Origin of the sequence: Loigolactobacillus rennini DSM 20253, assembly GCF_001436505.1 — a bacterium.
GTDB classification, from domain to species: Bacteria; Bacillota; Bacilli; order Lactobacillales; family Lactobacillaceae; genus Loigolactobacillus; species Loigolactobacillus rennini.
The window spans coordinates 16,813-40,690 of the sequence record NZ_AYYI01000061.1; the positions used below are offsets into that span (position 1 = coordinate 16,813).

The following is a 23,878-nucleotide window of genomic DNA, read 5'->3' on the forward strand; positions in this document are numbered from 1 at the left end:
TAACTTCATTATAACGCAAGGAACATGCATTCGCCTACCAGCGGCAGAACTCACTAGACACAAAAAAACAGTGAATAATTCTTTATCTGAACCATTCACTGCTTTTAACACTATTAAATGCGATTAAATTAAAAATAACTTGGCCAAATCTTTTCCTCAAAGTTGGCGCATTAATTTATTTAGGTTGAGCAGAAAATATCCAATGGCGTCCATCTCGCGCAAGCAATTCATCAGCTGCTTTAGGACCCATAGAACCACTGGCATAATTAGGAAAATCTGTCGGCGTATTTTCAGACCAAACTTTTTCAACCACGTCAGCGAATTTCCAAGTTTGTGATAACTCGTCCCAATGGGTAAAATTGGTGGAATCACCATTCATTGCGTCTAATAATAAGCGTTCATAAGCTTCTGGGCTATTACCCGTAGCTGCGGCACTATGCCGGAAATTAAGGTCAACTGGCCGCGTCGCAAAACCTTGGCCTAACCTTTTAGCATTGACTCGCAAGCTAAAACCTTCTGTGGGTTCGATAAAAATCGTCAAAATATTATGACCTAATTTATTATCATCCTGAGCAGCTTTGAAAATATTGGTGGGTAATTGTTTGTACACAATATCGACCCGCGTTTCTTTTTTAGCTAATCTTTTTCCGGTGCGAACATAAAACGGCACACCCGCCCAACGATAATTTTCAAATTCCATTTTACCTGCTACGTAGGTTTCTGTTTTAGAGTCAGAAGCAACATTATTGGCCTCTCGATAACCCTCTAAACGTTGACCATCAATCACTGCAGGACCATATTGGCCACGAACAAAATTATGCTGTGCTTCTTCAGGCGTATCAATGTGCAAACTGCGTAAGACTTTAATTTTTTCATGACGGATATCCCGGGCTGAAAAAGAAACCGGCGGCTCCATTGCTAATAACGTGGCAATCTGTGAAATATGGTTTTGCACCATGTCACGCATCGCTCCAGCACTTTCATAATAGCCAGCACGTTCTTCAACACCTAAAGCTTCACTTAACGTAATCTGAATATTATCAATGTAGCGGTTATTCCATAATGATTCGATGATATTATTTCCAAAGCGGATTGCTGCAATGTTTTGCACCATTTCTTTACCTAAATAATGATCAATCCGATAAATCTGATCTTCTTCAAAAGACGCTCGGATTTGCTGGTTTAACTCAGCTGCACTTTCATAATCATGACCAAATGGCTTTTCAATAATTAGACGGTTAAATCCTGCAGTTGTCAGTATTTGTTCAGACTTAAGGTGTTTGGCAATCGTTCCAAAGAAGTTGGGTGACATTGCAAGGTAATAAATACGGTTATGCTGCAACTGATACTTTTGATCTAAAGTATCTGCTAATTTTTTTAATACAGTATAATGTGCTGCGTTGGTCACGTCATGGGATTGGTAATAAAAATGACCAGCAAACTCAGCAATTTGTTCATCCGTTGCTTGAATATCATTTAAAGAATCAACCACAATCTGCCGATAATAATCATTTTCCCAAGGCCGTCGTGCTGTCCCAATGACCGCAAAATGCCGGCTTAAATACCCTTTTTGGTACAGGCGGAACAAAGAAGGATAAAGTTTGCGCCGGGCCAAATCACCTGAGCCACCAAAAATAATAAATAAAGCTACTTTTTCGTTTTGCATGCCTGACACCACTTCCATTATGTTTTAAAACTCAACTTAATCATTTCACACTTATCATTGGGGCTAACCACCGTTACACCCAGCACATGACATCTGGATGCACCAAGCAAATATGTTAGTTAGTCCATCTCCATGACACTTTATAATTGTACCTATTCACTACAGTAACAGCAAGTTAACAAGCTTAAAATTCTCAATTACTCAGTTAAATTTAAATAAATTCAAACCTTTTTGATTAAAGAAATAGCCAAACGGTTCTGAAGACACCGTTTGGCTTAAATTTATCAATTTAAATTAAAGCAAAAAAACAAAATTTTATTAAACAAGCCATTATTTTTCAACGCCTTGACCATCCCATTCACGGCGCATAATCGTCTCAAGCTCACTAATCAACGGCTCACGTGGATTAGTTGGTGTGCATTGATCTTCGTATGCTAATACTGCCAAATGACCCACAACTTTTTCAAAGTGTTTGTGTGCAACACCGTTAGCCTGTAAACTCAATTTCACTCCCACTGAATGTGCTAGTTCAATAAAGCGTGCAACCAATGCTTCCTTCAATGCTTCATCATTATCACCCTTTAAACCAAGGTAGCGCGCGATGGTTGCATAGTCTGCCAAAGCAGTATAATGCGAATATTTAGGCCAGATCGCGATTTTGGTTGGTAATGTTGCGTTGTAACGGACCACCTGTGGATAGGTGATGGCAATTGCTAATCCATGCGCTAAATGAAACTCGCCACCTAACTTATGTGCAATCGCATGATTAACACCTAAATACGAACTGGCAAAGGCCATGCCGGCCATTGTTGCTGCATCATGCATTTTCTGTCGGGCTTGACGATTACCTTCATAAGAGGCTTTTAAGTTATCAAATGCTAGTTTCAATGCCTGAAGTGCCCAGCCTCTAGTATAGTCAGATGACATAACAGAAACATAAGCCTCAGTTGCATGAGTAATCGTGTCTAAACCAGTCCAAGCAACTGTTCGTGGTGGCAATGTTTCAACAAATTGTGAATCAACAATCGCAACGTCAGGCTGCATCGCATAATCCGTAATCGGATACTTAATTTGTGTCTCAGCATCAGTGATAACCGCATATGGTGTCACTTCAGAACCTGTTCCTGAGGTTGTTGGGATGCCAATATATTTTGCTTTATTAGGAATTGGCAGCCGATATGCACGTTTCCGAATATCCAAGAATTTTTGTTTTGCTGCAAAAAACGACGTTTCTGGATGCTCGTACAATAGCCACATAAACTTAGCTGCATCCAATGCTGATCCACCACCAAGTGCGATAATCGCATCAGGATTAAAAGCCCGCATTCGGGTAACACCAGCATCAACAGTAGTCGTTGCAGGATCCGCTTCTACTTCAGAAAATATCGCGATTTCAATGTGATTCGGTCGCTGGTGTAAAACATCAAGCACACGATCAACATAGCCTAGTTTAACCATACCGGGATCACACACTAAAAATACACGGTTGATGTCGTGCATATGTGCTAAATAGCGTAGTGAATTACGTTCAAAATAAACTTTTGGTGGCAATTTAACCCACTGAATATTATTACGTCGTTTAGCAATAGTTTTAATGTTAATCAAATCTTTATCCGTTACATTATGCGACACCGAATTTTTACCATAAGATCCTGTTCCCAAAGTCAAGGACGGCGTCATATTATTATAAAGGTTTCCAATACCACCTAAAGCTGAGGGCGAATTCACTAAGATCCGACAAGCTAGCATTTGTGTCCCAAATGCGCTAACCAGTTGATCATCTCGAGTGTGAATGGCAGCAGTGTGACCTAAACCGCCAAATTTCAATAATGCTTTGGCTTGCTTAAAGGCTTGCGCATGGTCGGCTGCTTTATAAAGTGACAGCACCGGTGACAATTTCTCTTGTGACAACGGATAATTCGGTCCAATTCCGTCAATTTCAGCAATCAATACTTTAGTATCTTTTGGTACTGTAATACCAGCTAACTGTGCAATGGCATAGGCAGATTTCCCAGCAATTGGGCCTTTGACGCCGCCGCGTTTCGCGTCGAACATCGCTGCTGCTAAGGTAGCTTGTTCCGCTTCTTTGACAAAATAACAATTCCAGTCATTAAATTCTTTTTTTACCGCTCCATAGATCGCATCATCTACAATCACACTATTTTCAGCCGCACAAACCATGCCATTATCAAATGTTTTTGATAAAACAATATCATTAACTGCTTGTTTAATGTCAGCCGTTTTTTCAATGTAGGCTGGCCCATTTCCGGAACCCACTCCCAAAGCTGGATTTCCACTAGAATAAGCTGCCTTAACCATGCTGGGCCCACCGGTCGCTAAAATGGTTGCAATATCAGGATGATGCATCAACGCATTAGTTGCTTCAATACTGGGCTGACTGATCCACTGAATACAATTTGCTGGGGCTCCTGCATTAATTGCTGCTGCTTGAATAATTTCTGCCGTACGGACACAAGCTTTTTGTGCTTGTGGATGAAACCCAAAAATAATCGTGTTCCGTCCTTTTAGTGCCAATAATGTTTTAAAAATAACGGTCGAGGTCGGATTAGTCACTGGCGTCACACCGGCAATAATTCCTAAAGGTTCTGCAATTTGCATTATTTGTTCTTCATCGTCGTCTCGGATGATACCCACTGTTTTATCATGACGAATACTGTTCCAAACAAATTCACTGGCATAGATATTTTTAATCGCCTTATCCTCAACAACCCCACGATGCGTTTCTGCTACTGCCATTTTAGCTAATTCCATATGGTGATCTAACGCTGCCAATGCAATGGCTTCACAAATTTGATCAACTTGCTTTTGTGAAAATCCGTTCATATTAACTAACGCCTGCTGCGACCGTTGGACTAGTCGCGCGATCATAGGTTTAACAGATTCTGATTTTGACTCGGTTTTCACCGTTGTTGTCGCCGTTTTTAACATCATGCAAACCCCATTCTTATTGTTAATTATTTCACAATTAAATCTTACTATATCTCTTCTTTATTGTAAAGCATTTTCATTACATGATATAAAAACTTCATTAAAGCGTTTTCATAATAAACATCGCTATAGTTTCATGAAAAAATGTGCTCATATTTTGAAATATTATTGTGATTTATTGAACAAAATCGGCAAATAAAAAAGCATTAAACTAATCTTAATTAGTTTAATGCAAATACTAGTGGTACAAAAGTGTTAAGTAAGAAGTCATTACCGGTACTAGCAATAAACTAACCAACTGCACTTTTATTTACCATTAGATTATGCTTGTGATTTGTCGTCAGACTTTGCTTCTTCACTAGTTGCAGAAGATGCAGGTTCTGTTGCAGCAGAGTCAGAAGAATCCGATTCTGCTTCACTAGTTGCAGGAGCAGCACTATCGACTGTTGTGGCTGCACTAGCGCCTTTTTTAGCCACCCGTCCAATTGCACGGATATCAAAAGTTAAATAGACGCCTTCAATATCTAATTCAACAGTGTGGGCTTGTTCGTCAATCCGACTGATAACACCATGTAAACCGCCAATGGTGACGACAGCGTCACCTGGCCGCATGGCACCCATCATTTCCTTCTTCTTTTGTTGTGCTTTCCGTTGTGGCCGGATCATCATAAAATACATCAGGCCAAACAAAATCACAATCATCAAAATCGAAGTCAGGCCACCACCTGCATTAGCAGCGATTAAAAAGTCATTCATTAACTGGACACCTCAATCATTATTATAGATTCCCTTATATAGGGTAACAGACTTAACTCGAGACTTCCAGATGTAACTAGAAATTACGGGCATTTTTTTGGTTAAAACCGTACTGTTCAAAGAAATGCGCTCGAAAATCCAACAAATTATCCATCCTGATGGCTTGCCGGACTTGTTGCATTAAATGCAACAAGAAATATAAATTATGGTAGCTAGTCAAGTGAATGCCAAAAATTTCATTGGCTTTAATCAAATGTCGAATGTAAGCACGACTATAATTACGGCACGCATAACAATCACAGTTATCATCTAAGGGGCCAAAATCATGCGCATAGCGAGCATTTTTAACTACTAACCGACCATGACTAGTCATGACAGTGCCATTACGGGCAATCCGCGTCGGTAAAACACAGTCAAACATATCAACTCCCCGTAATGCACCATCGATTAATGCATCTGCTGAGCCAACTCCCATTAAATAACGTGGTTTATTTTCAGGTAGTAAGGGGGTGGTAAACTCTAGCACGTGATTCATTTCTGCTTTTGATTCCCCCACTGATAAACCACCGATCGAATAACCCGGAAAATCCATGCTAACTAGATCACGGGCGCTTTGAACGCGTAAATCCTTAAAACCAGCCCCTTGAACAATACCAAATAAGCCTTGCGTATCAGGATGACGGTGCGCCTTCAGGCCACGTTCTGCCCAACGACTAGTGCGAGCCACAGAATGGCGGACATAATCATAACTTTGAAAAAATGGTGGACATTCATCTAAACTCATCATAATGTCTGGGCCCAAATCATTTTCTATTTGGATCGCCTTTTCTGGCGACAAAAACATTTTTGCACCGTTTAAATGATTTTTGAAATGAACGCCTTCTTCTGTAATATCCCGCATTTTTGCTAGCGAAAAAACTTGAAAGCCACCAGAATCGGTTAAAATACCTTGCGGCCAATTCATAAATTGATGCAGTCCACCAGCTTCTTTGACAATTTGTTCCCCCGGTCGTAGCCACATATGATAAGTATTAGCCAAAATAATGGTTGCTCCCATTTTTGCTAGTTCTTCCGGGGCCATAGTCTTAACGCTCGCATTTGTTCCTACTGGCATGAACATCGGTGTTGGAAAGGTGCCATGCGGCGTGATAATTTCACCTAAACGAGCACCAGTATGTTTTTCTTTTTTAATAAGGTGATATTGAATTGCTGGTTTCATAAATACTCCTTCATTAGCGTTCAAATTTAATTTAAACTGACTGTCATATTTTACCATCTAAGCTTAAAAGTACAAGTCCAGCAGTTTATCCGCTGATTAATTTTAAGAGACAAAGCTAGGTTCGAAAAAAGTTTGTCTATCTGCTAGTAATTAGTTTTGTAAGCGCTTTGAAAATATGTTAAAATTCATTTGTGGTGTATTGCCAGTACAAGTGTCAAGGTTACGTTTAGAAAGTCACTTGATGATTTCAAATAGATAACTGTTAACGTATTTCTCCATTAGCTTGTGATGATTTTACGTGTTTGATGTACACTTGATTATTATCTAAGTACAATTGAAAGACATGATGTCAGACCCACGTAATGTTACCATTGCGTTTTAGTAAAAATCTTGTACTGGCTTACCACATGAAAACGCCGTGACAGTCGTCACGGCGTTTTTTTAATTAACTATTTTATAAACATTGCGTCTCCAAAGCTAAAGAAACGATACCGTTCTTTAATCGCATGTTGGTAGGCATGTAAAATTTGATCGCGGCCTGTAAATGCTGCAACTAACATTACTAATGTAGATTTTGGTAAATGAAAGTTTGTAATAAACGCATCCACCACACGCCATTGATAGCCAGGTTTAATAAAAATATCTGTCCAGCCACTATCTGGCTTAATCTGACCATCAAATTTAGTGCCTATGGTTTCTAAGGTCCGAATTGAAGTTGTTCCGGTAGCAATAATCCGACCACCATTTTGACGTACTTGGTTTAAAGTTGCGGCAGCTTCAGGTGTCAGCCGGTAAAACTCACTGTGCATTTTATGTTCGTCGATATTATCCTCTAATACTGGTCGAAACGTCCCTAAACCAACATGAAGCGTTAAGTAAACTAATTTAACTCCCTTAGCCTGTACTTTATCTAGCAATGCCTTGGTCCAATGTAAACCAGCAGTAGGTGCTGCTGCCGAACCACTTTCTTTAGCGTAAACTGTTTGATACATTTCTGGATTATCCAATTTAGCCTTGATGTAAGGTGGTAATGGTGTCTCGCCTAATTGTTCCAAAATTTCCATAAAAATACCATTATAATGAAATTCAATTAAACGGCCCCCATGATCTAATTCCTTAATCACGGTTGCTTTTAGTTGACCATCACCAAAAACCAGCTCTGTTCCAACTTTAGCCCGACGCGCTGGTTTCATCAATGTTTCCCACTGATCACCTTCCGTATTATTCAGCAATAATACTTCCTCGTGGCCGCCCGTAGCTGGTTTAACACCGTATAACCGCGCTGGCATCACCCGGGTGTCATTCATCACTACAGCATCTCCAGCGTGCAACTGATCTAAAATATCATAAAAATGTTTATCCTGTAGTCGCCCAGTCTGATGATCCAAAACTAGCAGACGCGACGCATCACGCTCTTTCAACGGTGTTTGGGCAATAAGTTCTTGCGGTAAATCATAATCAAAATCTTCCAAGGTCAATCCCATTTGGCAGGTTCCTTTCAACTATTTAATTCTTAGTTTTAAATGGTATCCCTAAATGGGCATAAGCCTGCGGTGTTACCACACGCCCACGGGGGGTCCGCTTAAGAAAACCAATTTGTAATAAATATGGTTCATACATCTCTTCGATGGTGTCTGTTTCTTCACCAACATTAGCAGCAATAGTGCTTAACCCAACAGGGCCGCCACCATAAAATTTAATCATAGTACGCAGTAATTTTTGGTCAATGTAATCCAAACCATGACTATCAACCTGCAATAATTTTAGTGCTTTATGGATGATAGGCAAGTCAATCTTACTTTGTTCTGCCACCTGTGCAAAGTCACGGATTCGTTTCAATAATCGATTGGCTACCCGGGGTGTTCCCCGCGAACGACGGGCAATTTCATGCGCTCCTGCTGGTAAAATAGCAGTGTGAAAAATATCTGCTGAACGCAGCACAATTTCAGTTAAATCTTTTTCCGTGTAATAAGCCATATGGGCAACAATGCCAAATCGATCACGTAACGGTGCAGATAATAAACCAGCCCGAGTGGTGGCCCCAATTAACGTAAATGGGGGTAACGGAAAATGTACGGGATGCGCAGTCGGCCCTTGTCCAATAACAATATCAACAAAAAAATCTTCCATTGCTGAATAAAGCATTTCTTCAACAATTTTAGGTAAGCGGTGAATCTCATCAATGAACAGGACGTCCCCAGGATGCAATTCATTTAAAATTGCCACTAAATCACCGGGGCGCTCAATGGCTGGCCCGCTAGTTGTTCGGATCGATACCCCTAATTCATTAGCAATAACCATAGCTAAAGTGGTTTTACCTAAACCAGGCGGGCCATAAAGCAAAACATGATCTAAAGATTCTTCACGCTTTTGCGCCGCGGCAATGTAAACTTGCAATTCATTTTTAACCTTATCTTGGCCGATATATTGTGCTAAACGTTGTGGTCGCAAGGACTTTTCAATTCCCGCTTCACCATCATCCGCCGTTTCTGGTGAAATGACACGTTTATCCGCCATAAATACACCTCCAATCATAAAAAATTATCGTTTCATCAATAAGCGTAATGCCTCACTGAGATAGGCATCTGTGCTATCTGCATTGAATTTTTTCAGAGCAGGCGTAATGGCCTTAATCTCACGTGCTTTATAACCTAACGCCTGTAAAGCCGCGACACTTTCCGTTAGATTTTCATCTTGATCAGCTGTATCTGGTTGTGATGATTGGTCTGAATCTGGTTGCTGATCCGTTAAATCATCCACTTTCCCCTTCAAATCCAGAGCAATTTGCTGTGCTGTTTTCTTACCAACACCTGGAAATTTAGTTAAGTAGCCGATATCATTAGTTTGAATCGCCTTGATTAAACCAGCATGATCATTATTAGCTAAAATTGCTAAGGCAGATTTAGGGCCAATCCCAGAGACTTTTAACAGTTTAACAAATAATTGTTTTTCTGCTAAATTGAGGAAGCCAAACAACGTCACACCATTTTCGCTAACCGCTTGGTAAACGTAGATTTTACGCTTTTTGTTACCATCAATTTGCAAACGGAAAGGATTTGCAAATTGGACTTTATAACCGATGCCAGCCACTTCTAAAACAACATAAAACGGGCAAACATAAGTCACTTGCCCCACTAAATATTCGTACATTTGCTCGTCTCCAAATCATTTTATATGAGTACACCTGTTCGTATTGTACCATAATGGCTCAGATTGAAAAGCTGTCAATCAGCTTAGCGACTTAAGCACCAAATAATCTCAACCCAATGACGCCAAACAAAATGCACCCGATAAAAACAAATTTTAATGGCTGCCGATCCTCGCCTAAAAAGAAGATACCGTATAACACTGAACTAATTGCGCCGATGCCAGTCCAAACCGCATAGGCTACACTTAATGCAATGGTCTTAGTAACGATTGCCAATAAAATGAGACTAATTGCCATACTGGCAAATGAAAATAAATTATACCACTTTTTGCCACTAGAAATTGCCTTTTGCAAAAAGCCAATAAATCCCAGCTCACAAAAACCTGCAATAATCAATAGCAACCAAGCCATCCGCATCACTTCCCTTTAGCCGGCTGTTCAATTAATTTCAAACCGATAATACCGATTAATAATAAAAGCAAAGCACTAATTTTACCGACAGAAATTGTTTCGTTTAAAAATAACATACCAACAGTTGCTGTTCCTGCAGTGCCAATTCCAGTAAAAATAGCGTAGGTAGTCCCAATGTCGAATTGCTTCAACGCAATATTGAGTAAATAAAAACTTAAAATTATCAACACGATTGTTATGATAGTCGGGCCCAAACGCGTAAAACCTTGACTAGCCTTTAATGCCGCTGCCCAGCCCACTTCCAATAAGCCGGCAACAAGTAATGCCATGTAAGCCACGTTATCAACTTCTCCTTTATAAAAAAGGGCCTAGAATGTTAAACGCATTCTAGAACCATCTAGTAATTCAATTGTTAACAACCACTTAATCTAAATAAAGCTGTTCACCTGCTAGTAGCTGACTGACAACTGCAATTGGCAAGCCCATAATATTATAAAAATCACCTTGGATTGCTTTTACTAAAAGACCACCATAGCCTTGAATCCCATAAGCACCTGCTTTATCCCGATATTCACCCGTGGCTAAATAACGCTCAATCTGCGTTAACGTAAGCGGATAGAACGTGACATCTGTCCGTACAACTTTTTGTTCAGGTGATTGCTGTGGCTGTTTTAGCCATAAAGCAGTATAAACTTGATGCGTTTGGTTTTGCAATTGTTGCAAAGTAGCCCGTGCAGCAGACCGACTCTTGGGCTTTCCAAAAATTTGTTGCTGAAAACTAACAACCGTATCAGCACTGAGAATCGTTGCCGTAGCAGATTGCTTTGCAGCAACCGCTTCGCCTTTACGTGCTGCCAAAACCGCAACGTGTTTTGCAGGTGGTAACGGCTGATCGATGTGTTCTGAAACCGCGGCTGGTATACTAATAAAATCTGATGTTACCCGCTTAAGTAAAGCTTGCCGCCGTGGCGAGCTGGATGCAAGAATCAAATTCATCCCATTTCCCCCCTTAAACTAGTATGGCTTTCTTGAATACGACGAAACATTTTTTCAAGGTCTTGATTGGTAAAATGAACTAATACTGGCCGACCATGGGGGCAATTAAATGGATTTTCACATTCAGGTAGCCGCTTTAGCAATGCCTTAGCTTGCTGTTGATCTAAATGATGGTTAGCCTTAATTGCCCGTTTACAACTCATCATAATTGCTGTTTTTTCACGAAATTTCGCTACAGTAATCTTTTGATCGTTTAAAATGTAGTCGATCATCTCGCGCACGGTTGCTTCTTCTTGTCCTGCTTTAAACCAAGCAGGATGACTGCGTAAAACAAAACTATTTTGTCCAAAAGGAGCTAAATTCAAGCCTAGTTGCTGCAACAAAGCTTGCTTTTCCCGCAAAATAATTGCATCACTAGCGGGATAATCCAACACCAACGGCACTAATAAATTTTGTTGATCTGCACTAACATCGCCAATTTTTTGCCGGTAATATTCATAATTTACTCGCTCTTGTGCGGCGTGCTGATCAACAATGTAAAGTCCTGTACTCCCCTGCGCTAACAAGTAAGTACCATGCAGTTGACCGATATAATCAAGTTGGGGAAAACGTTCTTTTTTTGTTCTGGCTTGACTAAAATCAACAGTTGCTGCTTGTGCCGCCCCAAAAGGTGCCCCTACTTGTTCATTTTGGTATTTTGTATCCCAAGCAGCCAAACTTGTCTGGTTGCTAAAGTTAGTGATCGGTTCACTAGCAGTAGTGTCTGCAGCAGTTTCAGCAATTTGGCTCACTGCTGAAGTTGCCGCAGCTGCGCTAGCTTTATTCAAAGCCATTTGCAACTGATCTGCCTTTTCTACTTGGCGCCGCGAATGCAAATTTTCATTAGCATCAGGAATCAAATTTTCTTGTGCAATCCGTTGATAAATTGTCTGCTGAATAAAGTCCCCTAATTCAGACTCTTTACTTAAGCGCACTTCTTGCTTGGCTGGATGTACATTGACATCCACCAATAATGGATCCATATCAATGGCCAACACTACCACTGGAAAACGGCCAACCATCAATTTAGAACCATAACCAGCGATAATTGCTTTATTGAGCTGAAAATTTTTAATGTAACGACCGTTGATCAATACAGTGATATAACGGCGCGAAGATCGCGTTAATTCTGGCAGTGAAATAAAACCATGCAACTTAAAATCTAAATTTTCTGCCCGCACGGCTAACATTTTTTTAGCATTATTGACGCCGTAAACACCCGCAATTGTTTGCTGCAAATGTCCATTACCAGCTGTTTTAAACAACAAATGCCCATTGTGAGCCAATGAAAATGCAACCTCAGGGTGGCTAAGCGCCAACCGGTTGACGATATCACTGATGTTAGCTAATTCAGTTGCAGGTGATTTAACGTATTTTAATCGTGCTGGTGTGTTAAAAAAAAGGTCCTTAACGGTAACGGTTGTTCCCTTGCGCACCGTACTTACCTTTTGATCAACCACTTGTCCGCCACGAAGATGAACGCGTTGACCAACTAGCCCAGCTGATGTTTCCAAAATAACATCAGCAACTGAAGCAATACTAGGTAAAGCTTCACCACGAAACCCTAACGAATGGACTTTAAATAAATCCTTCCGGTTATGAATTTTACTGGTTGCATGACGTTTAAACGCATTCAGCACATCATCAGCAGCAATACCATCACCATCATCAATCACTTGGATTGTCTTTAATCCCGCTTCCGAAACATGAACATCAATTTGGCGACTATGGGCATCTAGTGCATTTTCGACTAATTCTTTTACCACCGAAGCTGGGCGTTCAATCACTTCCCCAGCAGAAATTTGATTAGCCAATACTTCAGCTAACTCATGAATTTTTGCCATAGTCAACCTTCCTTTCGCTGGTTATAATCGTTTTTGCCATTTATATAGCGTGTTCATCACATCCATCGGCGTCATGCTCATTAAATTCAGCCCTTTGAGTTCAGCCAATACTTTCAACTCTTTAGTTGAAGCTGATTTAGGTTGATAATCAAACAATGCCAACTGCTGATCAGCTTCTGGTTTTTCTTGCTTTTCTAATGCAGTTGTCTTTTTTTCTTTTAGCGTTGGAGACTGCTCCGCAATTTTTTCGGTTGCAGGTTCTTGTGACGCTGCAGTTGTAATCGACGCACCTTGACTGCGCTTTTCTAAGTCAGTCAAAATGGTGGTAGCCCGTTTTAATAAATTATCCGGTAAGCCGGCTAATTTAGCCACGTGAATCCCATAAGATTTATCTGCCGCTCCAGGTAACATTTTATGCAGAAAAACTAATGCGCCATTTTTTTCCACTGCTCCGACATGAACGTTACGTAACTGTGGTAAATCTGTTGCTAAAGCAGTCAACTCATGGTAGTGCGTGGAAAATAAGGTCTTTGCGTGGACATGATCGTGTAAATATTCAATGATCGCTTGAGCTAACGCCATCCCATCATAAGTAGCAGTTCCACGGCCAATTTCATCAAATAAAATTAAGCTATTTTCCGTTGCATGCGCTAAAGCTGTATTTGATTCCATCATTTCCACCATAAAAGTACTTTGTCCAGAAATCAAATCATCTGTTGCCCCGATCCGCGTAAAAATCTGGTCAAAGACGGGCAATTTAGCTTTAGTCGCGGGAATAAAGCAACCAATTTGTGCCATGATCACAATTAACGCTAATTGCCGCATGTAAGTACTCTTACCAGACATATTCGGTCCGGTAATTAACAAAATGGTATTATCCTTTTTCATTTGAACATCGTTAGGAATGTACTTTTGCTCACCTAACACTTTTTCAACCACGGGATGCCGGCCAGCAGTAATTTCTAAATCATGGCCCTTAGTTAAAGTGGGCCGAACATAATGATAGTTTTCACTGATAACGGCAAAGCTTTGCAAAACATCCAAAGCAGCGACACCTTTTGCTAAACGTTGCAGCCGGTGGATCTGTGCTTTAACTTGCTCACGGATTTTAATGAACAAATCATATTCTAAAGCAGTCGATTTTTCCTGTGCTTCTAAAATTAATGCTTCTTTTTCTTTTAATTCTGGCGTACTGAAACGTTCAGCATTGGTTAAAGTTTGTTTGCGTTGGTACCGATCTTCTGGTAAAGCAGCTAAATTCGCTTTAGTGACTTCAATGTAATAACCAAAAACATGATTAAACCCGATTTTCAAATTATGAATACCCGTTGCCTTGCGTTCTTTAGCCTGCAATTGGGCAATCCACTGCTTGCCATTTTTCATTGCGTCCCGGTAATCATCTAATTGCTTATTGTAATGCGATTTAATCACATTACCATCTTTTACCGAAATCGGCGGATCATCATTAATCGCTGCTGTAATCAGGTCGGCGACATCATTGACAGGATCTAAGTGTTCAATCACATCATCAAAAGTCCCATCATTGATGTCCGTTAAAATTGCCTTCAATTTAGGAATTTGTAGTAACGAACTCTTTAACTGAATTAAATCTCTGCCGTTGACGCTGCCAAACGCAACACGACCGGCTAGCCGTTCCAAATCGTAAACTTTAGTCAATTCGTCTTGTAAACTAGAACGCTCAAAAAAATGATCCATTAAACTGGCCACTTTATTTTGCCGTTGTTTAATTTGGGGCGCATTAATTAACGGCCGATCCAACCACTGCTTTAATAAGCGGCCACCCATTGCGGTTTTAGTTTCATCCAATAGCCACAATAATGTACCGCTTTTTTGCCCTGTTCGAATTGAAGTCGTCAACTCTAAATTATTTTTTGCATAATGATCCATCTTCAGAAATTGTGACGGCTCATACTCTTCTGCGATCTGTAAATGCGCTAAGCTACGTTTTTGCGTCACTGTCAGGTACATCAGCAACTGTTCAACTACTTTAACCTCGGTTAAATCTGTTAACCGTTGCGTGACAAAAGATAACTCTGCTCGCGCATCTACTTGATCCTGATAAGAAATTAAAATTCCTAGTTTGCTTAGGACAGTTAAAAATTTGGCCGAAACTTGATGATTAGCCACTAATTCTTTAGTATGCAGGCTCATCACTTCATTGATCACTGCTTCTGTTCCAGTTAACCGACTCACTTTTAATTCACCTGTCGATAAATCTGTATAAGCAAAGCCATATTGTTGTGGTTTCACTTCAACTAAAGCTGTCAAATAATTATTGCTTTTAGCAGTGGCCGCTTTTTGTTCCATAATGGTTCCTGGCGTGATTAACTGAATCACCTCACGTTTGACCATTCCCACTGCTTTGCGTGGGTCTTCCATCTGCTCGCAAATAGCAACTTTATAGCCTTTATCAACTAAAATATCAATGTAATTTTGCGCCGCATGGTGCGGAACACCACACATTGGAATCGGTTCAGCTGCACTTTTATTTCGCGCAGTTAAAGTCAATTCTAACAATTGTGCGCCTTTAATAGCATCATCATAAAACAATTCATAAAAATCACCAATGCGGTAGAATAAAAACGCATCAGGGTAATCCTTCTTAATCGCGTTATATTGGGCCATCATTGGTGTTGCTTTGGTCTTTTGTGGCACCGTCAGTTCTTCCTTTCTCAATTAACGCATCGACTTGTTGTTGTAACTCCGTAGTGACCATTTCTAGCGTGTCGTTAGCATCTGCCAAAGCCTGGCGATAAGTTTGGGTTAGCGGATGCTGATCTAATTTTTGCTGCAATTGATCCGCAGTTTGTCTAGCTTTGTTTGCTGCTTTAGGTTTTTGATAGTAATCATCATTAACGATGGCTTTTTGCGCTTGTTTTAAATCAGTCTGTAATTGGGCCAATTGCGCATTTTGCTTCACTTGGCGCGCAATTTTTTGGTACCGTTTGATAGTGTCATCTTCCTGCAACAAGTGGCACAACCGCGCTAATTCTTGCTGGCTTTGTTGATCTAAGTGTGTTTGTGCCATGAGTCTGTCACCTCAATCATCAAAACTAAACGGGTGGTCGGCATTAATGACAACTGGCATAATTTTACGCGCATGACCGTTTAAATCATCTAAGTCAACAACACAACCGCCTAAAACGCCACGACCATTATCTTTAATCACATAACGCGTAGGTAATTGCGTCAAAAAGCGCTCGATGCTTTTTTCAGACTGAACGCCTAATACAGCATCATACGCACCGGTCATGCCAGCATCCGTTAAATAAGCTGTCCCTTGCGGCAACACACGAGCATCATTGGTTTGTACATGGGTATGTGTTCCAATAACTGCAGAAACCCGACCATCTAAATACCAAGCAAATGCTTCTTTTTCCGCTGTGGTTTCTGCATGAAAATCAATAAAAATCAGCTTAGTCTCTTGTGTAATCTGTGCTAATAACTGATCCGCTTTATGAAACGGATTATCCAATGTCTGTCCCATCAGCGCATTACCCTGCAAATTAATGACGGCTAGTTTTAATTGATTCACTTGGACATACACTTGACCTAAACCGGGCGTGGTCGGCGATGGAAAGTTAGCCGGGCGAACTAATTTTTTAGCTGAATCAATAAATTCAAAAATATCCCGGTTGTCCCAAACATGATTACCCATAGTAATCACATCAGCACCAGCTTGTAAAAATTCTTTATAAATTTTACCGGTAATCCCACGACCACCAGCGGCATTTTCGCCATTTACAATGGTGACTTGAGGCCGGTACCGGCTTTTTAACTTTGGCAAATAAGCCGTCAACATCTGACGACCACGTGACCCCATAACATCCCCAACAAATAAAATCCGCATGTTACGCCTCTTTTCAAAAAGTTAGCTACATTGTACCATTTTTCAGCCCCAAATAACTAGCGTGGTTTAAACACTTTACTCACCTAAGATGGGTTTTAAACTATGCCATGACAAAAACGATCATAAAACAAACTGCATTGTTTTATGACCGTTCAAAAATTTATTTAGTTAAATGGTAACTATACGTGGCTAAAATGATATTTTGTCGCGTCGCTAAAGCGGCACGCAAGCGAAAACTGCTTTGGTTGTGCAAAATATTTTGCCAAGGCTTTTTAGGAATAAATTGCGGAATCAAAATCGTAGTGGTGTAATTACGCTTTTTAGCATTTTTGGCCACAATATCCGCAAAACGGACTACTGGACGAGCGATGGAACGATAGGAAGAATGAACATCGACAAAACGAATGTCTGGAAAATCGACTTTAAATTCTGCTTCCGTCTTCCGTTCCTTACCAGGATTTTCATCCATGGAAACGTGCATCGCAATTACATAATCACCGATTGACCGGGCATAATTAAGTGCACCGGCCGTCACTTGTGTCACATTGCTGACCAAAACAATCACTGTGCTGCCATCATAATCATGAAAATTAACTTCTTCGACCAAGCGTAGTTGCGCCGCGACTTTTTTATAATGATCATGAATTTTATAGAAAATAAACAACATAATCGGCATGATAATAAAGTATGGCCAAACACCATTCAAATGATACATCAATAGAAAAATGAAGATAGCAAATGAAATTAATGCACCGGTGAAATTAGCTATACTGCGACCAATCCAGCCTTGTGGCCGCTCATGCCACCATTTACGGATCATCCCAGATTGCGATAATGTAAACGGCACAAACACACCAGTTGCATACAATGGAATTAAGCGTTGCGTACTACCATTAAAAATAAAGATTAAAATAATTGATCCTAACGCTAACGTGATGATGCCGTTAGAATACCCTAAGCGATCACCACGATCCATATACATATGTGGCATAAATTTATCTTTTGCCAAATTATAGGCTAAAATTGGAAAAGCCGAAAACCCTGTGTTTGCAGCCAAAGCTAAAATTAAAGCCGTCGAAAATTGTAACAAATAATAAACAACACCCTGGCCGAAAATATGCCGGCCCAACTGAGCGAGTACCGTGATTTTTAACTGTGGAGTGATGCCAAAATACCAGTTTAGGAAAGTAATGCCTGCAAAGAAGAAACCTAGAATCAAGCCCATAATCGCTAACGTTGCAGCAGCATTCTTTGCTTTTGGCTTCTTAAAAAACGGAACCGCATTACTGATTGCTTCAACCCCGGTCAATGATGATGATCCTGAAGAAAAAGCCCGTAAAATCAAGCCGACAGTCACACCTGGAACAGCAGCTCCCACTAACGATGTCGCATGAAAAGCGCGGGCTCCTGTCGCAATTTCTACTAGTCCAGTAATAATCATAATGGTAATCATCACGACAAATAGGTATACCGGAACCATTAAAAATGAAGCCGAATCACGTAATCCGCGTAAATTCATCGCCGTGATTAAAATAACGATTAAAATGGATAATCCCACTTGATGCCCGTACAATGCCGGCACAGCTGAAGTAATCGCCTCAGTACCCGCAGATACAGAAACGGCAACCGTCAGCATGTAATCAACCAACAGCGAACCGCCGGCGATTAGCCCAGGATAAGTTCCCAAATTTTCACTGGAAACCACATATGCGCCACCGCCTTGTGGATAAGCATGAATGATTTGCCGGTAGGACAAAATCAAAGAGAACAATAAAATCAGTACAAAAGCGGCAATTGGTAATGAAAACCAAATAGCCGCTGCTGATAAGGTGACTAAAACGGTAACGATTTGTTCTGTTCCGTAAGCAACTGATGATAGTGCATCTGATGACAACAATGCCAGTGCTTTAAGTTTTCCTAACTGCTGGCCGCCTTCTTCAGAGGATTTAAGCGGTCTTCCAATGAAGAAACGTTTTAACTGCTGCATGACAAATACTCCTTTTCGCGATTCATTAAAGCCGCTACTAAACCATAATTAACAGTGACTTTGCAACCCTCAATTCTAAAACATAGTCAAATACTGCTAGGTGCTACAGTAACAACTTTAGCATTTAGTTATGTTTTAGCAGAATCTATAATAGCATTTAACTAACCTAAATAAAAGCCATTTTTACTTTAAATTTAAAATAGTTTTTCACCTTAAGTTCATCAGTTAAAAATCAAGTTAAATGCCTAGTCAATTCCCATCGCGCTTTTAAAAATTTAATTCCTAATTTGAATAACAGAAGTCATTCTACGCCATTCATGCTTGAGATTCTACCTTATTTTAAAATCTGCTAAAAAACTTGTTTTGCTTTTTAATCATTTGCTTAATTAACACTTTTCCCCCACTTTATTTTGGCAACGTATTACTTATTTTGAGCATACAAAAAGGACCGCGGCAAAATTGCCGCAGTCCTTTTAAAATGTGTGCTTAATGTTAGCCGATTTAGGTAAAGCAGCTTACATCATGCCGCTGCCCATACCTGGGGCCATACCGCCGCCAGCACCACCGGCACCAGCGCCTGCACCGCCACCAGCATTGTCTGGTTCAGGCTTGTCTGCAACCACTGCTTCAGTCGTTAAGAGTAAGGAAGAAACAGAAGCCGCATTTTGTAAGGCAGAACGAGTTACTTTAGTTGGGTCAATAATTCCAGCTTCGATCATGTTTTCCCATTTGCCATTTGCTGCATTGTAACCAACCTCAGGATCCATGGTCTTCATGTGTTCAACAACCACAGAGCCTTCAACACCAGCATTTTCTGCAATTTGACGGACTGGTTCTTCTAATGCACGCAAAACAATGTTGATCCCAGTTTGAACGTCGCCATCTTCTTTAAGGTCAGCAACTGCCTTTAAGATATTAATCAAAGCAGTACCGCCACCAGCGACATAACCTTCTTCAACGGCTGCACGCGTTGCGTTCAAAGCATCTTCAATCCGGTATTTTTGTTCTTTCAATTCAGTTTCAGTTGCTGCACCAACACGAACCACTGCAACACCGCCAGCTAATTTAGCTAAACGTTCTTGTAATTTTTCCCGATCAAAGTCAGAAGTTGTTTCAGCAATTTGTGCTTTGATTTCGGAAACCCGGTTGTTGATGGCATCTTTATCGCCAGCGCCTTCAACGATTGTGGTGTTATCTTTAGTAACTGTTACTTTACCAGCTTGACCTAATTGACTGATATCTGTATCTTTCAATTCTAAGCCTAAGTCAGAAGTAATTAAAGTCGCACCAGTCAAAGCTGCAATGTCTTCTAGTTGTGCTTTCCGCCGGTCACCAAAACCAGGTGCCTTAACCGCAACAACATTGAAAGTACCACGAATCTTGTTTAAAACAAGGGTTGGTAAAGCTTCACCTTCAACATCGTCAGCAATGATCAACAATGCTTTACCTTGTTCAACAATCTTTTGTAATAATGGCAAAATTTCTTGAATGTTTGAAATCTTCTTATCTGTTACTAAGATGTAAGGATTATCTAAATCTGCTTCCATCTTTTCATTGTCAGTGACCATGTATTGAGATAAGTATCCACGATCAAATTGCATCCCTTCAACAACATCTAAAGAAGTGTCGATTCCTTTAGATTCTTCAACTGTGATGACGCCATCGTTGCCAACTTTTTCCATGGCATCTGCAATTAATTTACCAACTTCTTTATTGCTGGAAGAAACCGCCGCAATTTGGGCAATATCACTTTTGCCGTCAACTTTATGCGAGATTTTGTGTAATTGATCAACCGCTGCTTTAGTGGCTTTTTCAATACCGTCACGAATGCCAACTGGGTTAGCACCGGCAGTAACGTTCTTCATCCCTTCACGGACAATTGCTTGCGCTAAAACAGTTGCAGTAGTTGTCCCGTCACCAGCATTGTCATTCGTCTTAGAAGCAACTTCAGCAACTAATTTCGCACCCATGTTTTCAAAACGATCTTCTAATTCGATATCTTTTGCAATGGTAACACCGTCATTTGTAATTGTCGGTGAACCGTAAGATTTTTCCAAAACAACGTTACGGCCTTTTGGTCCTAAAGTTGTTTTAACAGTATCAGCTAATTTGTCGACACCCTGAAGCATGGATGAACGTGCACTTTCAGAAAATTTTAATTCTTTAGCCATTATTTATTTCACCTCATAAATTGTTTTTTAGGGAAAATGTTAAAAAAGATAACGCATCATTGATGAAAACAGCATTGACACCTATGATTAAACGTAAACCATTTCTAACAATCAGACAAAAATTGTCTAAACTTTAATTATTGATTACACTAATCAACAGTGGCAATAAGATCCTTTTCATGTAAAACAAGATAATCATTGCCATCATAATTAACGTTAGTTCCAGCATATTTATCGAACATCACGTTGTCACCTTTTTTAACGGTTAAAGGTTGAACAGCGCCGTTTTTATCCTTCATGCCAGGTCCGACGGCAACGACTTCACCAGTAGTTGGTTTTTCTTTAGCGTTGGATGCTAATACAATGCCACCAACGGTTTTTTCTTCTTCATCTGCTACTGCTACAATGACACGATCGCCTAATGGTTTTAACACGTGTAATCCCTCCATTTTACATTAATCGATTTTAGCACTCTTAGCAGCTAAGTGCTAATCACAATATTTATAATAACATGTTCGGTTGGGAATGCAAGTTTTCTGTCTAAAAATATTTTCAGCTTTTCTTTTACCCTAAAAAACGCTACGCTATTATCAACGACACGATTAATCAACAAAGGAGTTTCTACATGACACTTAAGAAGAATGTCATTGCGACATTGGTCACTTACCTTATTATTTATTTGTTTCCAGCCTTATTGAATACCGTCGTTCATTTAGGTAGCAAAATTTACTGGGTACAAACGCTCGACTATATTATCGGCGCCTGTCTTTTATGTTATTTTTATTGGCGCACTAATCAACAAGCACCATTAGAAAAAAGGCATTTATCAAAGACTATGTTATTCAAATGGGGAATAATTGGATTTGCCGCTGCTTTAGTGGCCCAATATTTAGCCAGCATGCTTAATTTGTTGATTTTTCATTCTTTACCAAGCTCTGCTAATACGGCAACAATTTTAGCGGTCATTCATCACTACCCATTCTATTTATTGGCAACTGTCATTGCTGCCCCAATCATGGAGGAACTGGTTTTTCGGCGCGCAATTTTTGGAACCTTAACACCGCTTACGGGAAAAATTGGTGCTGCTTTAATCGCTAGTGTGATGTTTGCATTGGCGCATGCCGACGGCCACCTTTTAGTCTACACAAGTATCGGATTGGTTTTTTGTTACCTTTATCAGAAAACTGGTCGTATTCAGACTTCAATGATCAGCCACATTTTAATGAATGCAGTCGTGATCGGTGCTAATTTACTAGCTTAAATGGCAACTTTTTTCACGCACTAAAATTAATTCAATTAAGCCCTTACAAGACACAATGAACTTGCAATTCAGTTAAAAAGCGGATAAAGTTATTCTGATAGTGACTATATTAAGGGAGGCTATTTTTAATGGCACATATTACATTTGACGACTCTGCCGTGCGCCAATTTGTCCATGAAAATGAATTAAATGAGTTACAGCCGATGGTGACTGCTGCCCATCAAGAATTAGTTGACGGAACTGGTGCTGAATCACAAATGCGTGATTGGCTGCATCTACCGCACGATTATGACAAAAAAGAATTTGCACAAATCAAAGCTGCTGCTAAAAAGATCCAAAATGATTCTGAAGTTTTTGTTGCAATTGGCATCGGTGGTTCCTATTTAGGTGCCCGCGCTGCCATTGATTTCTTGAGCAGTACTTTTTATAACATGGCACCTGATCGTAAAGTCCCACAAGTATTTTTTGCTGGTAATTCGATCAGCTCCTCTTATTTACACGACTTATTAGAAGTAATCGGCGACCGTGATTTTTCAATCAACGTAATTTCAAAATCTGGTACAACTACGGAACCTTCCATTGCTTTCCGGGTTTTCAAAGAAAAGTTAATTGCTAAATATGGTGAAGCAGGTGCTAAAGAACGGATCTACGCAACCACTGATAAAGCACATGGTGCCTTGAAACAAGAAGCAGATGCTGAAGGCTACCAAAGCTTTGTCATCCCAGATGGTACTGGTGGCCGGTTCACTGTCTTAACACCAGTTGGTTTATTACCGATTGCCGTTGCTGGTGGCGACATTGATCAATTGATGCAAGGTGCAGCAGCTGCTGAAGATGCTTACAGCGATCCAGACGTCACTAAAAACGACGCTTACAAATACGCTGCGTTGCGTAACATTTTATACCGTAAAGGCTACACCACTGAACTGTTAGAGAACTACGAACCAACCTTGCAATACTTCTCTGAATGGTGGAAACAATTAATGGGTGAATCAGAAGGCAAAGATCAAAAAGGAATCTATCCTTCTTCTGCCAACTTTACTACTGATTTACACTCATTAGGCCAATACATTCAAGAAGGCCGGCGCAACTTGATGGAAACTGTAGTTAAAGTTGACAAGCCAACCCATGATTTAACTGTTCCTGTTGAAGACGAAAACCTAGATGGTTTAGCTTATTTACAAGGCAAATCCATCGACTTCATCAATACTAAAGCTTACCAAGGGGTTGTCTTAGCCCATAATGATGGCGGCGTTCCAGTCATGAGCGTTCACATCCCGCAACAAGATGCTTATACCCTAGGTTATTTAATTTACTTCTTTGAACGTGCCGTTGCTGTTTCAGGTTACTTAAATGGCATTAATCCATTCAACCAACCTGGTGTTGAAGCATACAAGAAAAACATGTTTGCATTACTAGGTAAACCTGGCTTTGAAAAGCTTAGCAAAGAATTAAACGAGCGGTTGTAAGCTTACCGCCAAAAAAGCCTGCCAACCATTCTGGTTATAAAGTGAACCCCTAACGTTGGACAACTAAATCCAACGTTAGGGGTTTTACTAT

At 40.2% G+C, this 23,878-nt stretch carries 19 protein-coding genes; 2 read left to right on the forward strand and 17 right to left on the reverse strand.

Annotation, left to right across the window (positions count from 1 at the left end):
• Positions 1-175: 175 nt before the first annotated feature.
• The 17 genes from zwf to groES form a co-directional block, all read right to left on the reverse strand.
• Positions 176-1,666: a glucose-6-phosphate dehydrogenase gene (gene zwf, locus FC24_RS07900; protein WP_057874351.1), complete on the reverse strand. Its 1,491-nt coding sequence runs from the start codon at positions 1,664-1,666 to the stop codon at positions 176-178.
• 330 nt (positions 1,667-1,996) lie between these two features.
• Positions 1,997-4,618: a bifunctional acetaldehyde-CoA/alcohol dehydrogenase gene (gene adhE, locus FC24_RS07905; protein ID WP_420805255.1), complete on the reverse strand. Its 2,622-nt coding sequence runs from the start codon at positions 4,616-4,618 to the stop codon at positions 1,997-1,999.
• 318 nt (positions 4,619-4,936) lie between these two features.
• A complete protein-coding gene (gene yajC / locus FC24_RS07910; RefSeq protein ID WP_057874353.1) occupies positions 4,937-5,371 on the reverse strand; it encodes a preprotein translocase subunit YajC in 435 nt (144 codons plus the stop codon).
• Between the two features lie 76 nt (positions 5,372-5,447).
• Entirely contained in the window at positions 5,448-6,590 is a 1,143-nt protein-coding gene (gene tgt, locus FC24_RS07915; protein WP_057874354.1) for a tRNA guanosine(34) transglycosylase Tgt, read from the reverse strand.
• A 449-nt stretch (positions 6,591-7,039) separates the two neighbouring features.
• On the reverse strand, positions 7,040-8,074 hold the full coding sequence (queA, locus tag FC24_RS07920; protein WP_057874355.1) for a tRNA preQ1(34) S-adenosylmethionine ribosyltransferase-isomerase QueA: 1,035 nt from the start codon (positions 8,072-8,074) through the stop codon (positions 7,040-7,042).
• A 22-nt stretch (positions 8,075-8,096) separates the two neighbouring features.
• Positions 8,097-9,107: a Holliday junction branch migration DNA helicase RuvB gene (gene ruvB, locus FC24_RS07925; protein ID WP_057874356.1), complete on the reverse strand. Its 1,011-nt coding sequence runs from the start codon at positions 9,105-9,107 to the stop codon at positions 8,097-8,099.
• Between the two features lie 24 nt (positions 9,108-9,131).
• Positions 9,132-9,740 carry a Holliday junction branch migration protein RuvA gene (gene ruvA / locus FC24_RS07930; RefSeq protein ID WP_057874357.1) on the reverse strand — a complete coding sequence of 203 codons (609 nt, stop codon included), beginning with the start codon at positions 9,738-9,740 and terminating at the stop codon, positions 9,132-9,134.
• A 91-nt stretch (positions 9,741-9,831) separates the two neighbouring features.
• Complete coding sequence (locus FC24_RS07935) at positions 9,832-10,149, reverse strand: DMT family transporter (RefSeq protein ID WP_057874358.1); 318 nt, start codon at positions 10,147-10,149, stop codon at positions 9,832-9,834.
• Positions 10,150-10,154: 5 nt separating this feature from the next.
• Entirely contained in the window at positions 10,155-10,478 is a 324-nt protein-coding gene (locus FC24_RS07940) for a DMT family transporter (RefSeq protein WP_275453139.1), read from the reverse strand.
• A gap of 94 nt (positions 10,479-10,572) precedes the next feature.
• Positions 10,573-11,145, reverse strand: a complete 573-nt coding sequence (locus tag FC24_RS07945; protein WP_057874360.1) for a Maf family protein — start codon at positions 11,143-11,145, stop codon at positions 10,573-10,575.
• Complete coding sequence (gene mutL / locus FC24_RS07950) at positions 11,142-13,028, reverse strand: DNA mismatch repair endonuclease MutL (RefSeq protein ID WP_057874361.1); 1,887 nt, start codon at positions 13,026-13,028, stop codon at positions 11,142-11,144. Before mutL ends, FC24_RS07945 begins: the two co-directional genes overlap by 4 nt.
• A 21-nt stretch (positions 13,029-13,049) precedes the next feature.
• Complete coding sequence (gene mutS / locus FC24_RS07955) at positions 13,050-15,704, reverse strand: DNA mismatch repair protein MutS (RefSeq protein WP_057874362.1); 2,655 nt, start codon at positions 15,702-15,704, stop codon at positions 13,050-13,052.
• Complete coding sequence (locus tag FC24_RS07960; RefSeq protein WP_057874363.1) at positions 15,661-16,077, reverse strand: YlbF family regulator; 417 nt, start codon at positions 16,075-16,077, stop codon at positions 15,661-15,663. The genes mutS and FC24_RS07960 overlap by 44 nt, the downstream gene beginning before the upstream one ends.
• Before the next feature lie 12 nt (positions 16,078-16,089).
• On the reverse strand, positions 16,090-16,899 hold the full coding sequence (locus FC24_RS07965; protein ID WP_057874364.1) for a TIGR00282 family metallophosphoesterase: 810 nt from the start codon (positions 16,897-16,899) through the stop codon (positions 16,090-16,092).
• A gap of 160 nt (positions 16,900-17,059) precedes the next feature.
• Positions 17,060-18,886 carry an APC family permease gene (locus FC24_RS07970; RefSeq protein WP_057874365.1) on the reverse strand — a complete coding sequence of 609 codons (1,827 nt, stop codon included), beginning with the start codon at positions 18,884-18,886 and terminating at the stop codon, positions 17,060-17,062.
• 515 nt (positions 18,887-19,401) lie between these two features.
• Entirely contained in the window at positions 19,402-21,057 is a 1,656-nt protein-coding gene (gene groL / locus FC24_RS07975) for a chaperonin GroEL (protein ID WP_057874366.1), read from the reverse strand.
• A gap of 149 nt (positions 21,058-21,206) precedes the next feature.
• Positions 21,207-21,491, reverse strand: coding sequence for a co-chaperone GroES (gene groES, locus FC24_RS07980; protein WP_057874367.1), 285 nt, complete (start codon positions 21,489-21,491; stop codon positions 21,207-21,209).
• Positions 21,492-21,682: 191 nt separating this feature from the next.
• Between groES and FC24_RS07985 the strand changes: the two genes are divergently transcribed.
• Both FC24_RS07985 and FC24_RS07990 read left to right on the forward strand, forming a co-directional pair.
• Positions 21,683-22,318, forward strand: coding sequence for a CPBP family intramembrane glutamic endopeptidase (locus tag FC24_RS07985; RefSeq protein ID WP_057874368.1), 636 nt, complete (start codon positions 21,683-21,685; stop codon positions 22,316-22,318).
• 128 nt (positions 22,319-22,446) lie between these two features.
• Positions 22,447-23,787, forward strand: a complete 1,341-nt coding sequence (locus FC24_RS07990; protein WP_057874369.1) for a glucose-6-phosphate isomerase — start codon at positions 22,447-22,449, stop codon at positions 23,785-23,787.
• Positions 23,788-23,878 lie beyond the last annotated feature (91 nt).